General features: G+C 73.7%; 11 protein-coding genes. 5 read left to right on the top strand and 6 right to left on the bottom strand.

Annotated elements, in window-relative coordinates; all coding sequences use genetic code 11:
- Positions 1 to 7: 7 nt before the first annotated feature.
- From Van01_RS01665 to Van01_RS01645, 5 genes are read right to left on the bottom strand one after another with little or no spacing between them, the layout of a single operon-like run.
- A complete protein-coding gene (locus tag Van01_RS01665; protein ID WP_203998926.1) occupies positions 8 to 1,036 on the bottom strand; it encodes an ROK family protein in 1,029 nt (342 codons plus the stop codon).
- Between the two features lie 53 nt (positions 1,037 to 1,089).
- Positions 1,090 to 1,911 carry a putative protein N(5)-glutamine methyltransferase gene (locus Van01_RS01660; RefSeq protein ID WP_203998312.1) on the bottom strand — a complete coding sequence of 274 codons (822 nt, stop codon included), beginning with the start codon at positions 1,909 to 1,911 and terminating at the stop codon, positions 1,090 to 1,092.
- Positions 1,911 to 3,056, bottom strand: coding sequence for a cystathionine gamma-lyase (locus Van01_RS01655; RefSeq protein ID WP_203998308.1), 1,146 nt, complete (start codon positions 3,054 to 3,056; stop codon positions 1,911 to 1,913). The genes Van01_RS01660 and Van01_RS01655 overlap by 1 nt, the downstream gene beginning before the upstream one ends.
- 8 nt (positions 3,057 to 3,064) lie before the next feature.
- Positions 3,065 to 4,063 carry an NAD(P)H-dependent glycerol-3-phosphate dehydrogenase gene (locus Van01_RS01650; RefSeq protein ID WP_203998305.1) on the bottom strand — a complete coding sequence of 333 codons (999 nt, stop codon included), beginning with the start codon at positions 4,061 to 4,063 and terminating at the stop codon, positions 3,065 to 3,067.
- A complete protein-coding gene (locus tag Van01_RS01645) occupies positions 4,060 to 4,797 on the bottom strand; it encodes a lysophospholipid acyltransferase family protein (RefSeq protein ID WP_203998290.1) in 738 nt (245 codons plus the stop codon). The genes Van01_RS01650 and Van01_RS01645 overlap by 4 nt, the downstream gene beginning before the upstream one ends.
- 129 nt (positions 4,798 to 4,926) lie before the next feature.
- On the opposite strand from Van01_RS01645, the gene cofC reads away from it, so the two are divergent.
- The 5 genes from cofC to Van01_RS01620 are packed head-to-tail and all read left to right on the top strand — an operon-like array spanning position 4,927 to position 10,585.
- On the top strand, positions 4,927 to 5,568 hold the full coding sequence (gene cofC, locus Van01_RS01640) for a 2-phospho-L-lactate guanylyltransferase (RefSeq protein ID WP_203998287.1): 642 nt from the start codon (positions 4,927 to 4,929) through the stop codon (positions 5,566 to 5,568).
- A 49-nt stretch (positions 5,569 to 5,617) separates the two neighbouring features.
- Positions 5,618 to 5,815 carry a cold-shock protein gene (locus Van01_RS01635; RefSeq protein WP_099847193.1) on the top strand — a complete coding sequence of 66 codons (198 nt, stop codon included), beginning with the start codon at positions 5,618 to 5,620 and terminating at the stop codon, positions 5,813 to 5,815.
- A gap of 53 nt (positions 5,816 to 5,868) precedes the next feature.
- A complete protein-coding gene (locus tag Van01_RS01630; RefSeq protein ID WP_203998283.1) occupies positions 5,869 to 8,163 on the top strand; it encodes an RNA degradosome polyphosphate kinase in 2,295 nt (764 codons plus the stop codon).
- A gap of 23 nt (positions 8,164 to 8,186) precedes the next feature.
- On the top strand, positions 8,187 to 9,719 hold the full coding sequence (locus tag Van01_RS01625; RefSeq protein ID WP_203998281.1) for a CYTH and CHAD domain-containing protein: 1,533 nt from the start codon (positions 8,187 to 8,189) through the stop codon (positions 9,717 to 9,719).
- Positions 9,707 to 10,585 (top strand): NUDIX hydrolase, encoded by an 879-nt coding sequence (locus tag Van01_RS01620; protein ID WP_203998278.1) that lies wholly within the window; start codon positions 9,707 to 9,709, stop codon positions 10,583 to 10,585. The genes Van01_RS01625 and Van01_RS01620 overlap by 13 nt, the downstream gene beginning before the upstream one ends.
- Positions 10,586 to 10,620: 35 nt before the next feature.
- Here Van01_RS01620 and Van01_RS01615 read toward each other — a convergent pair whose 3' ends face one another.
- Positions 10,621 to 12,525, bottom strand: a complete 1,905-nt coding sequence (locus Van01_RS01615) for an endonuclease/exonuclease/phosphatase family protein (RefSeq protein ID WP_203998275.1) — start codon at positions 12,523 to 12,525, stop codon at positions 10,621 to 10,623.
- Between the last annotated feature and the right edge of the window lie 116 nt (positions 12,526 to 12,641).

The raw sequence follows: 12,641 nt of genomic DNA, 5'->3' as shown, positions 1-12,641 counted from the left end.
CGTCGTCTCAGTCGCCGACCAGCGGCGGCGCGGGGCGCGTCCGCAGCGCCTCCAGCGCGGCCAGCGCCACGCCCCGTGCGCCGGCCATGTCGCGATCCGGCACCAGCGCGAAGGTGGCCAGGGCGGCCTGCTCCGCGCGGAGCATCGTGTGCTCCCGCACCACGGCCAGGAACCAGTCGCGGAACTCCGGGTCCGCCTCCACCACCCCACCGCCCACGAAGTAAGCGTGCGGATCGGTGAAGTTCGCCGCGATGGTGAACAGGGCACCGAGCGCCCTCGCCTGCTGGGCGAAGATCTCCCGGGCGAGCTCGTCGCCCCGCTCGCCGTAGCCCCGCACCAGCTTGGCCGCCCGCGCCGGCGACTCGCCGGCCAGCGGATGCCCCGGAAAGCGGGTCAGCCAGTAGGGCAACAGGTTGTGCTCGATCGCGGTCAACGACACGACACTCTCGACGTCACCGGCGAACCCGCAGGCGCAGATCGGCACCGGCTGCCCCGGGGCCAGCACGGTGGTCAACGGAATCTGCACGTGCCCCAGCTCGCCGGCCATGCCCGCCGCACCGGAGATGACCCGGCCGCTCTCGACCAGACCACCGCCGAGCCCGGTGCCGACGACCGCCGACACCGACGAGCGCCGCATCGCGTCGGAGCCGAAGTGGATGTGATGGGCGTAGAGCGCGGCGGCGTTGCCGTCGTTGTGGTAGATCACCGGCAGCCCCAACCGACGTTCGAGGGCGCCCCGCACGTCGTAGCCGCGCCAGGCCGGCTGGGAGAAGTTCGTGGAGCCCTTCGACGAGATGACCCCGCTCGCACTCGCCGGGCCGGGGGTGTCCAGCCCGACCGCACCTACCCGTTCGCGTGGCACCCCGGTGCGGGCCAGCACGTCGTCGAAGGCGTCCGCCATCGCCGCCACCGCGGCCTGCGGACCGTCCTGCACCCGACTCGGCGTCTCCACCATCTGGTCGACCAGGAACCGCCCGTCGAGCGTGAGCACCGTGGTGTTGTTGGCCGTGCCACCGTTGTCGATCCCGACGACCACCGTTGCGCTGTCCACCCGAGCTCCGCCTCCCGCCGTCCCGACCTGACGTGAGGCTAGTTCTCGTACCGCCGGCCCGCCACGTCGTCCGGGCACCGGCCCATCATCGCGGTCGCGTCGAAGACGTCGTCGCGCACCACCGACGGCACCAGTCCCGCCTCGGTCAGCACCGCGTGGAACTGCTCGACCTGCGCCCGACCGACCTCCACCACCAGGTGCCCGCCCGGGGCGAGCCAGTCGGGCGCGGCAGCAGCCAGGCGACGCAGCACGGCCAGCCCGTCCGGCCCCCCGTCGAGCGCCGCGGCTGACTCGTAGCGACGCGCTTCCGGCGGTAGCAGGACCATCGCCGCCGTCGGCACGTACGGGGCGTTCGCCACCACCAGGTCGAGCCGGCCACGCCAGGCGGCCGGCAGCGGATCGAAGAGATCCCCGGCGAAGACCGGCACCCCCACTGCGGCGAGGTTCCGGCGGGCACAGGCCACCGCCGCCGGATCCACGTCGACAGCGGCCAGCAGCCGGGGCGCGGTGAGCCGACGCGCCAGCACCCGGCTGATCGCGCCCGAACCACAGCAGAGCTCCACCACCGTCGCCGCCGGTCCGGTCACCCGAACGGCCGCCGAGACCAGCAGCGCGGTACGCGCCCGGGGCACGAAGACGCCCGACTCCACATCGATCCGCTCGCCGCAGAACTCGGCCCAGCCCAACAGGTACTCCAGGGGCTCACCGGCGACCCGCCGGTCGACACGTTCCGCGAGCGTCTCCGGACCGCCGCCCGCCGTCAGGAGCAGGCGGGCCTCGTCCTCGGCCCAGACGCAGCCGGCTCGCCGCAACCGGGCGACAAGTGCGTCGTACCCGACCGGGGAGACCGGCGGTCCCATCAGGCGGCGGTGTCCAGCGCGGCCGACACGTCGGCGACCAGGTCGGCGGTGTCCTCCACCCCGCAGGAGAGCCTGACGAAACCGGGCGCGGTGTCGTCGCCCCACTGCGCCCGCCGGTCCGCGGTGGTGTGCAGACCGCCGAAGGAGGTGGCCGCGGCGATCAGCCGGGCCGCGTCGAGGAAGCGGGCGACCCGTTCGGCGCTGCCGAGATCGAAGGAGAGCAGGCCCGGCATCCGCCGCAGTTGGCGCACCGCGACCGGATGCGCCGGGTCGTCCGGCAGGCCGGGCCAGCGCAGCCCGGCGACATCGGCTCGGCCGGCCAGCAGGCGGGCCAGCGCCGCCGCGTTCGCCGTCTGCCGGGCCAGGCGCAGGTCGAGGGTGGCCAGCGACCTGTGGGCCAGCCAGGCGTCGAACGCGCCCGGCACGGCACCCGTCGCGGTACGCCAGGCGGTGACCGTCGACAACAGCTCCGACGACCGGGTGGCGAGGTAGCCGAGCAGCAGGTCGGAATGCCCGGTCAGCGCCTTGGTGCCGGAGGCCACCACCACGTCCGCGCCGAGGTCCAGCGGACGCTGCCCGAGCGGGGTGGCTGTGGTGTTGTCCACGGCGAGCAGGGCACCTGCGGCGTTCACCCGCTCGGCCAGCGCCGGCAGGTCGACGACGTCGAGCCCCGGATTCGCCGGCGTCTCGACAAGCACCAGCCGCACCCCGTCGAACTCCGGGTACGGCCCGACGGTCGGCGCGAACACCACCCGTACCCCGTTGCCGGCGAGGGTGTCGGTGGCGAACGCGCGCACCGGGAAGTACCCGTCGGCGGGGAGGACCACCGTGTCACCGGCCCGGAGCACCGCAAGCAGCAGCCCGGTGATCGCCGCCTGCCCGCTGGCGAAGACCCGGCAGTCGCCGCCCTCCAACTCGCCGACCGCCGTCTCCAGCAGCCGGCGGGTCGGGTTGTCCGGACGCCCGTACCCGTTCGGCGCCGCCGCCGGCCCCTGCCACGGGTCGAGATGGTACGGCGCGGCGAACACCGGCCCGGGCAGGAACGGCGCGCCGGGGGTGGGCTCGGGCAGACCCGCGTGCACGCACCGGGTGCCGTCCCCGTGCCCCGGACGGTCCTGCGGCTGTGGGGTGTCACGCTCGCTCACGGTGCTGCTCACTCCGGCTTCGTGGTGCGGCTCATCAGGGCCTGGACCGCCAGGCGCGGGTCCACCCCCTCGTGGCAGACCAGCTCGACCTGCTCGGTGATCGGCATCTCCACCCCGTGCGCCCGGGCCAGATCCCGGATCGCCAGCGCGCTCTTGACCCCCTCGGCGGTCTGCCGGGTGGCCACCCGCGCCTCCTCCAGGGTGGCGCCCCGACCGAGGTGCTCGCCGAACGTACGGTTGCGCGCCGACGGCGACGAGCAGGACGCGACCAGGTCACCCATCCCGGCCAGCCCGGCGAAGGTGAGCGGGTCCGCGCCGAGGGCCACCCCGAGCCGGGCGGTCTCGGCCAGCCCACGGGTGACAAGCATCGCCCGGGTGTTGTGGCCGAAGCCCATCGCGGTGGCGATGCCGTACGCCAACGCGATCACGTTCTTGACCGCCCCGCCCAGCTCACAGCCGATCACGTCGTCGTTCGTGTACGGGCGGAAGTAGGGCGTGGTGATCGACCGCTGCACCAGCGTCGCCCGGTCAGAGTCGGTGCAGGCGACCACGGTGGCCGCCGGCTGCTCCGCGGCGATCTCCGGTGCCAGGTTGGGCCCGGAGACCACCACCACCCGGTCCGCCGCGACCTTGGCGGTCTCGACGATCACCTCGCTCATCCGCTTGGTGGTGCCGAGCTCGATGCCCTTCATCAGCGACACCAGGGTCGCCTCGGGATGCAGGTGCTCCACCCACTCGGCGAGGTTGCCCCGCAGGGTCTGCGACGGCACCGCCAGCACCACCATCTCGGCGCCCTTGATCGCCTCGACGGGATCGCCGGTGGCGGTGACCCGCTCCGGCAGGACCACGCCGGGCAGGTACTCCGGATTACGCCGTTCGGCGCGGATCACGTCGGCGATCGGCTGTCGCCGTGCCCAGAGCGTCACGTCCCGGCCGGCGTCGGCGAGGATCTTCGCGAACGCCGTACCCCACGACCCCGCTCCCAGCACGGCCACCTGTCCGGTCACGCCGCCGCCTCCGGGTGCTGGCGGTCGGGCTGCGGGCGGGTGGTGCGCTGCCAGAGCGGCGGTGCTGTCCCGCCCCGGATGTCGACGAGCATGTCCCGCAACCGCAGCATGATCACGTCGGTCATCTCCTCCAGCACCTGACGGCTCGGAGCGGCGCCGGCCCAGCGGCTCAGGTCGATCGGCGGCCCCGCCACCACGGTCACCGGGATCCGGGGCCGCAGGTTGATCCGGGCACGACGCGGGTCGAAGATCCGCTGCGGTCCCCACATCGCCAGCGGCACCACCGGAGCACCGGTGGCCAGCGCCAGCCGGGCCGCGCCGGTCTTACCCTTCATCGGCCACAGGTCGGGCTCCCGGCTGGTGGTGCCCTCCGGGTAGATGATCACGGCGCCACCCTCATCGAGCGCCCGGACCAGGGCGTCCAGCGACTTCACCGCGTCGACCGACCCCCGCTCCACGGGGATCTGCCGGCACCGGTGCAGGATCCAGCCGATCACCGGAACCTTGAACACGCTCGCCTTGCCGAGGAACTGCGGCCACCGCCCGGCGTCGTAGACGAAGTGCGCGGAGACCAACGGATCGGCGTGCGAAATGTGGTTCGGCACGATGATCACCGGACCGTCCTGGCCCAGATGCTCCAGGCCCCGCCAGGTACGCCGGGTCCAGACGGTCATCACCGGCTTCACCAGCACCACGGCGAACCATTGCCAGAATCCCAGCCTCCGCCGACCCACCGTGCCTCCTCGTACCCGCCCCGACCCGCCCACCGGAGAAGCCCGGTGAGGTCCGCAGCCGAAATCATGCCTGCTCGCCCCGGGTACGGCCAGTGAGGGTACCGCCGCCCGGCTGGCAGGATGACAGGTGTGACGCAGCCCTGGACGGTGGTGGTGCCGGTCAAACGCCTGGCAGCCGCGAAGACCCGGCTGCGTGGCGGGCTGCCGGGCGTACCCCATCAGGACCTGGCCCTGGCGCTCGCCGTCGACACCCTGGCGGCGGTGCGGGCCTGCCCGGAGGTGGCCGAGGTGCTGGTGGTCACCAACGACGCCCGGGTCGCCGAAACGGCCCGGTGTGCGGGTGCCCGGGTCCTGCCGGACGTCGCGGACGCCGGACTCAACGCCGCGTTCCGGCACGGCGCGGCGGAGGTCGCCGGTTGGGTGGCCGGGCTCACCGCCGACCTGCCCGCCCTGCGGCCGGCTGAGCTGGCGGCGGCCCTGCACACCGCACTGACCGGGTCACCGGGGGTACGCCGGTTCGTGGCCGACGCCCCGGGCACCGGCACGGTGCTGCTGGCGGCCCCGCCCGGCGTACCCCTGCACCCACGCTTCGGACCCGACTCGGCCGCCGCGCACGCGGCCAGCGGCGCCCAGCCGCTCACCGGCGACTGGCCCAGCCTGCGGCGCGACGTGGACACCCCCGACGACCTGGCCGCCGCGGCGCGGCTCGGACTCGGCCCGCGCACCACGGCGCTCACCACCGGCTGTCTCATCGAGTCCTTCTCGACCTGACGGCACGGGCGTTCACGCACCGCGCCCGTGGGTTCGGTACGGTGCTGGCATGCAGGGCACTGTGGCGACCTTCGACGCGGCCACCCGCAGCGGGCTGCTGCTGCTGGACGACGGCACCGAGCTGTCCTTCCCGGCCCGCGCGTTCGACGCCTCCGGGTTGCGTCTGCTCCGCCTCGGCCAGCGGGTACGCGTGGAGACCGACGCCTCCGGCGACGTCGTACGCGTGACGCTGCCGACGATGTCCTGACAACCCGCCGCAAGTTCATTTTGCGTTAACCGAGTTCGGGTGATTATGGGCGGGTGAGCACCCCTCGCGAACGTCCCGCCAGCCCCGCCGCCACCGACGACACCACCAGCCGCAACGGAGGTCGCCCCCGGGGGACCGACGGGCGGTTCCGCAGCAGCAGCTCGACCCCCGACACCGTCCCGGACAGCGACGCGGCAGCCGCCTCGGCCGGCCTGGAGGAGGTGCTGGACCCGGTCTCGACTCCGGGCCTGCCGCAGCCCGCCGACGAACCGGCACTCGTCCACGCGCTGCCCGAGGACCGGTTCCTCAACCGAGAGCTGTCCTGGCTCGACTTCAACGCCAGGGTGCTCGCCCTGGCCGAGGACCCACGCACCCCGCTGCTGGAACGGGCCAAGTTCCTGGCCATCTTCGCCAGCAACCTCGACGAGTTCTACATGGTGCGGGTGGCCGGGCTGCAACGCCGGCTCTCCGCCGGGCTACCCGTGCGCGGTGGCGACGGGCTGCCGCTGCGCACCCAGCTGGCGCTGATCTCGGAGAAGGCCGCCGCCCTGGTGGCCCGGCAGGCCGCCTGCTACGTCGACGACCTGCTGCCGAAGCTCGCCGCCGAGGACATCCGGGTGCTGCGCTGGTCCGATCTCGGTGACGCCGAGCGGGAACGGTTGCGCACCTACTTCCGCGAGAAGATCTTCCCGGTGCTCACTCCGTTGGCTGTCGACCCGGCCCATCCGTTCCCGTACATCTCGGGCCGATCCCTCAACCTGGCCGTCGCGGTGCGCGATCCGGACGGCGGGCCGGAGCTGTTCGCCCGGGTCAAGGTGCCCAACAACGTGCCCCGGTTCGTCCGGGTCGACCGGGACCAGCCCGGGGTCCGGATGCTGCCCGTCGAAGACCTCATCTCCGTTCACCTCGGCCAGCTCTTCTCCGGCATGCAGGTGGTCGAGTGCCACCTGTTCCGGGTCACCCGCAACGCCGAGGTCGAGGTCGACGAGGACCGGGACGAGGATCTGCTCCAGGCGTTGGAGCGGGAACTGGCCCGCCGACGTTTCGGCCCGCCGGTACGGCTGGAGGTGGCCGCCTCCATCTCCGACCACATGCTGGAACTGCTCGTCCGGGAACTGGACATGGACACCCAGGACGTGCTTCGGGTCCGTGGCCTGCTGGATCTCTCTGCGCTGTGGCAGCTCTACGGCGAGGCCGACCGACCCGACCTGAAGGACCCGCCGTTCGTTCCGGCCACCCACCCCCGGCTCGCCGAGGGCGAGGTGCCGCGCAGCGTCTTCGCCACCCTGCGCGACGGCGACGTCCTGGTGCACCACCCTTACCACTCCTTCGCGACAAGCGTGCAGCGGTTCATCGAGCAGGCCGCCGCCGACCCGAACGTGCTGGCCATCAAGCAGACGCTCTACCGCACCAGCGGTGACTCGCCGATCGTGGACGCGCTCGTCGACGCCGCAGCCGCCGGCAAGCAGGTGGTGGTGCTCGTCGAGTTGAAGGCCCGCTTCGACGAGGTGGCGAACATCGGCTGGGCCCGTACCCTGGAACGGGCCGGCTGCCACGTGGTCTACGGCCTGGTCGGGCTCAAGACCCACTGCAAGACCGCCCTGGTGGTACGCCAGGAGGGCAACCAGATCCGTCGCTACTGCCACATCGGCACCGGCAACTACCACCCGAAGACCGCCCGGCTCTACGAGGATTTCGGCATGCTCACCGCCGACCCGGAGATCGGTGCCGACCTGACCGACCTGTTCAACGTGCTGACCGGGTACAGCCGGCAGACCGCGTACCGGCGGCTGCTGGTGGCACCGCAGGGCATCCGCAGCGGCCTCATCGAACGGATCGAACGGGAGATCAACCACGTCCGACTGGGCATGCCGGGGCTGGTCCAGTTCAAGGTGAACTCGCTTGTCGACGAGGAGATCACCGACGCGCTGTACCGGGCCTCCCAGGCCGGCGTACACGTCGATCTGATCATCCGGGGGATGTGCACGCTCCGGCCGGGGGTGCCCGGGCTGTCGGAGAACATCCGGGTGCACTCCATCCTCGGCCGTTTCCTGGAGCACTCCCGGGTGTTCCGCTTCGGCAACAACGGCGACGCCGAGTTCTGGATCGGCTCCGCCGACCTGATGCACCGCAACCTCGACCGGCGGGTGGAGGCGCTGGTCCAGGTCACCGACCCGGTGGCCCGGGCCGAGCTGGACCATGTGCTCGGTGCCGCGATGAGCCCGGACGTGGACGCGTTCGAGCTGGCCGGCGACGGCACCTGGACCCGCCGTACCGGCCGGCCGGAGGCACCGCTTACCCATCTCCAGCACCTGCTGCTGCGACGCGTCGGCAGCACGGCCGGTTGAGCGGGCGGGAATAGGCTGAGCAGATGGTCGAGGAGGAACGGAAGTTCACGGTGCCGGCCGGGTGGCTGCTGCCCGACCTCTCCCCCGCCGTGCCGGCCTCGGGGAGCGTCCGGGCGCTGCCGCCGGTGACCCTCGTCGCCACCTACCACGACACGGTGGACCTGCGGCTGGCCCGGGCGGGCGTCTCGCTGCGGTACCGCGAGGGTGACGAGGTGCCGTGGACTGTGAAACTGCCGACCGGCAGCCCCGGCGTCCGCAACGAGATCTCCCGCGCGGGCACCGCCGACGCGATGCCTGCCGAACTTGTCGAGCTGGTCACCGTCTTCCACCGTGGTGCCGTGCTGGCTCCGGCGGCGGTGGTGCGTACCGTCCGGCACGCCCAGGAGATCGTCGACGCCGCCGGCCGGGTGCTGGCCGAGGTGGTCGACGACCAGGTCACAGTGCTCGACGCGGAGGGCACCGCCACCGGTGCCTTCCGCGAGGTGGAGGTGGAACGCAAGGCCGGTGACGGCGCACTGCTCGACCGGCTCACCGAGCTGCTGCGCGACGCCGGTGCCCAGGGTGGCGACTTCACGCCCAAGCACGTACGCGCGCTCGGCCGGGCTGCCACCGCCGAACTGGACCTGGTCGCTGCGGACGAGCTGCCGGCCGACCCGAGTGCCGCGGCGGTGGTCACCGAGGCGGTACGCCGCGAGGTGGGTCGGCTGCTGGCGCACGATCCGCTGGTCCGGCTGCGCGCACCGGCGGGCGACGACGACACCGCCGTGCACCAGATGCGGGTGGCCTGCCGACGGTTGCGCAGCGATCTGAAGACCTTCGGCCCACTTGTCCGCCCCGCGTGGTCCCGGCCGCTGCGGACCGAGCTGAAGTGGCTGGCGGACGCCCTGGGGGCGGCCCGGGACGCCGAGGTGCTGCGGGAACGCCTACGGCGCACCGCCGCCGCCGATCCGGTCAGCCCGGTGGATCCGGCGGCTGTCGACCGGCTGGACGCCGTACTCGCCGGTTGGCAGGAGGCGGCGCTGTCCGGGGTCGACGAGGCACTGCGCTCCCCTCGGTATCTCGCCCTTGTCGACGCGCTGGTACTGGCGGCCCGGGCACCGCGACTCACGCCCCGCGCGGACGCGCCGGCCCGGCGGGTGCTGCCGCGTCTCGTGGCCCGCCCCTGGCGACGGCTGGCCGGCACGGCGAAGAAGCCGGGCGGCGTCGCGACGCTGCATCCGGCCGGTCCCGACGAGCAGTGGCACACCGTACGCAAGCAGGGCAAGCAGGCCCGGTCGGCGGTGACCGCGGTCGCCCCGGTGCTGGGTGGGGACGCGGCGAAGCTGGCCCGGGCGTTGGCGAAGGTGCAGAACCTGCTCGGCGAGCACCAGGACGCGGCGGTGGCCGCCGAGACCTGGCGGACGGTGGCCGAGGCCCGGCCCGACGATCACCAGTTGGCGGTGGCCGCTGGCCGGCTGCTGGAACGTGAGCGGGCGGCCGTGCGTCGGGCCCGGGCCGACTTTCCCTACGCCTGGCGGCGAGCCAGTCGACGACGCCGGACCCGGTGGCTGGCGTGACCGAGATCCGGGCGGCCGGCGGCGTGGTGTGGCGACCGGCGGGTGCCGACGACGTCGAGGTGTGCCTGGTGCACCGGCCCCGGTACGGGGACTGGACGCTGCCGAAGGGCAAGCTGGAGCCGGGCGAGCATCCGCTGCTCGCCGCCGCCCGGGAGGTCGCCGAGGAGGCCGACGCGCAGGCCGCACCGCAGCTGCGGCTGCCGTCGGTGCGGTACCGCAGCGAAGGCCGGCTCAAGGTGGTCGACTACTGGTCGATGCGGGCGGTGGGCACCGGCGGGTTCCAGCCGGACACCGAGGTCGACGAGGTCCGTTGGCTGGCCGTCGACGAGGCGATGACGCTCGTCAGCTATCCGCACGACGCGGAGGTGCTCGCCGCGTTCGCGGCGCTGCCGCCGGTCACCGCGGCGCTGATGCTGGTGCGGCACGGTCACGCCGGTAAACGGCTGGCCTGGCCGGGCCCGGACACCGGGCGACCGCTTGACGCCCGGGGCTGGTCCGAGGCAGCGGCGTTGGCACCGCTGATCGGGTTGATCCGCCCGGCACGGCTGCTCTCCGCGTCGGCGCGCCGGTGCGTGCAGACCCTCGATCCGGCCGCCGCGTTGCTGGACCTGCCGATCGAGGTCTGCGGCGACCTGGACGAGCCGAGCGCCGGCCAGCAGCCCGACGAGTGTGTGCTGGCCGCCGCCGCCCGCCTGGCCGCGTTGGCCGCCGCCGGGGAGCCGGTGGCGGTGTGCAGCCAGGGCAAGGTGATTCCGGGCGCGCTGGAGCGGTTGGCCGGACGGTGCGGTGACTACACCACCGACAAGGGCGGTGGCTGGCTGCTCGCCTTCGCCGGTGACCGTCTCGTCGCCGCCGACCGCCTCTGACCGGCTGCCGGCCGGATCGCGAGGCGGCGACCGCCTCAGAGACCCGACAGGGTGAGGGTGACGGCGACCGGCAGGTGGTCGCTGGCGATGCCCGGCACCGCGACCGGATCGGTGGCGACCAGGTCGGGTGAGACGAAGACGTGGTCGATCTGCTCGCGCGGATCGTCCGCCGGGCTGGTCGGCAGCGGACGGGCCGGGGCGAGCGCGTCGACGAGGCCGGCGCTGGTGAAGGTCGTGAAGGCCGGATCGCCGGGCTCGGTGTTGAAGTCACCGGCCACCACGAGCGGCGCGCCGTCGGCGTACCCGGTGGCGAAGTCCGCGACCGCGCGGGCCTGGACCACCGGGTCCGCACCCGGCGGCGGTTGCAGGTGGGTGCTCACCACGGCCAGGCGTACGCCGGCACCGAAGTCGACTGTGACGCCGAGCGCCTGTGCCCCGGTGGGCGCGCCCACCGCGGGCAGCGGACGGGTCCGGGCCCGCTGCACCGGCCAGCGGCTGAGCACCGCGTCCCCCCACAGCGGGTCGGCGGCCGGCGCGAAGACGTAGGGCATCCCCAGCCGCGCGGCGAGCAGGCCCAGTGTGTCGTGGCCGCCGTTGAGCAGCCAGCCCCGGTCCACCTCGCTGAGCATTACCACGTCGGCCCGGCCCACCGCCCGTTCCAGGGCGGTGAGGTCGAAGCGGCCGTCGAGGCCGAACCCCATCCGGATGTTGTACGCCACCAGCCGCACCCGCTCCGGCGGCCCGGTCCGGTTGCTCGACACCAGCCAGGGCCCGTGCAGCCAGGCGGCGGCGAGGGCGACGATCGCGGCCAGCGCCGCCAGCCGCCACCGGGGCAGGTCCGGTGCGGATTCCGGCGGCGATTGTCGGAGCCCACCGGACACTGTCGCGCCACGCATCGCGACGACCCCGGTCAGCGCCGCCACCACGGCCGGTACCCACTGGTTGGGGTAGCCCAGATCGTAGGCGGCGTAGTAGACCATCGTCGCGACGGCGAAGCCGAGCATCCCGCCCACCGCCGCGAACGCCGGGCCGGTGCGGGCCTGCCGCGCCGGGGCGACAGCGACCAGACCGAGGCAGCCGCCCAGCCCTGCCGCGCCGAGCAGCATGGCCAAGCTGAGCAGCGGCGGCGGGCCGTACCCGAACAGCAGGGCACCGAACAGCAGCAGCACCGGCGGCAGCATCCGCCATCGCCGGTGGACCGGGAGCAGCGCACCGAGCAGGAACAGGGGCGCCGCGACACCCAGTGGGGCCAGCGCGAAGGGCGGCGACAGGCCGGTGCCCGCCTCGCCGTACCAGTAGGACATCGCGGTACTCGCGACCGCTGGTGACAGCGCCACCATGCCGCCGAGCAGCAGCGCCGGCCCGACGAGCAGCCAGCCGAGGCGGGCCGGCGGCGCGTCGTCGTCGACCCGCTGCGTGGTGTCGCGGCGGCGACCGAACGTTGTCTCGGCGGCCAGCAGTGCCGCCACCACCGCCACGCTGGCCACCCACGCCGGCCACCGCCCCCACCACACCAGGTCGTACGTGCCGAGCAGGGCGTGTCCCAGCGCGTTGGCGGTCAGCCCCAGCACCAGCCCGGGCACCGGGTGCGCGACCCGGGCGGCGGTGGCGGCCAGCCAGACCAGACCGGCGAGCAGAGCAGCGCTGGCCAGCCACAGTTGGGCCCGGCCACCGGGCGCGGCGGTGAGGGCGAGCCGGGCGGCGCCGAGCAGCAGCACCGCGACCACGCCGACGAGGTCGGCACCGACTCGCGCGACGAGGACGGGCGCGGCGAGCGCCAGCACGAACCAGCCGAGCGCGTACGCGCCGAGCAGCTCGGCCGGGGTCGACGCGGCCTGCCCGAAGATGGTGATGACCGACGGTAGGAAGACCCGCAGCACGTCGATCAGGACGACGAGCCCCAGGGCCAGGGTGGCGGTGCCGAGACGACGCTGACTCAACCCGGTTCTCTTTCCGGCGAGGGGTGGTGCGGCGATTCTGCTGGCCGTGTCCCGTGCCGGTCAACGGTTGTCAGCCGGGGCGGTGGACAGTCGGGTGGACATGGCGAGGGCGCCCG

It is taken from the genome of Micromonospora andamanensis (genome assembly GCF_016863495.1).
GTDB classification, from domain to species: domain Bacteria; phylum Actinomycetota; class Actinomycetes; order Mycobacteriales; family Micromonosporaceae; genus Micromonospora; species Micromonospora andamanensis.
Note: the sequence above shows the minus strand (reverse complement) of the source record. Positions and strands in the feature narration are given on the sequence as shown.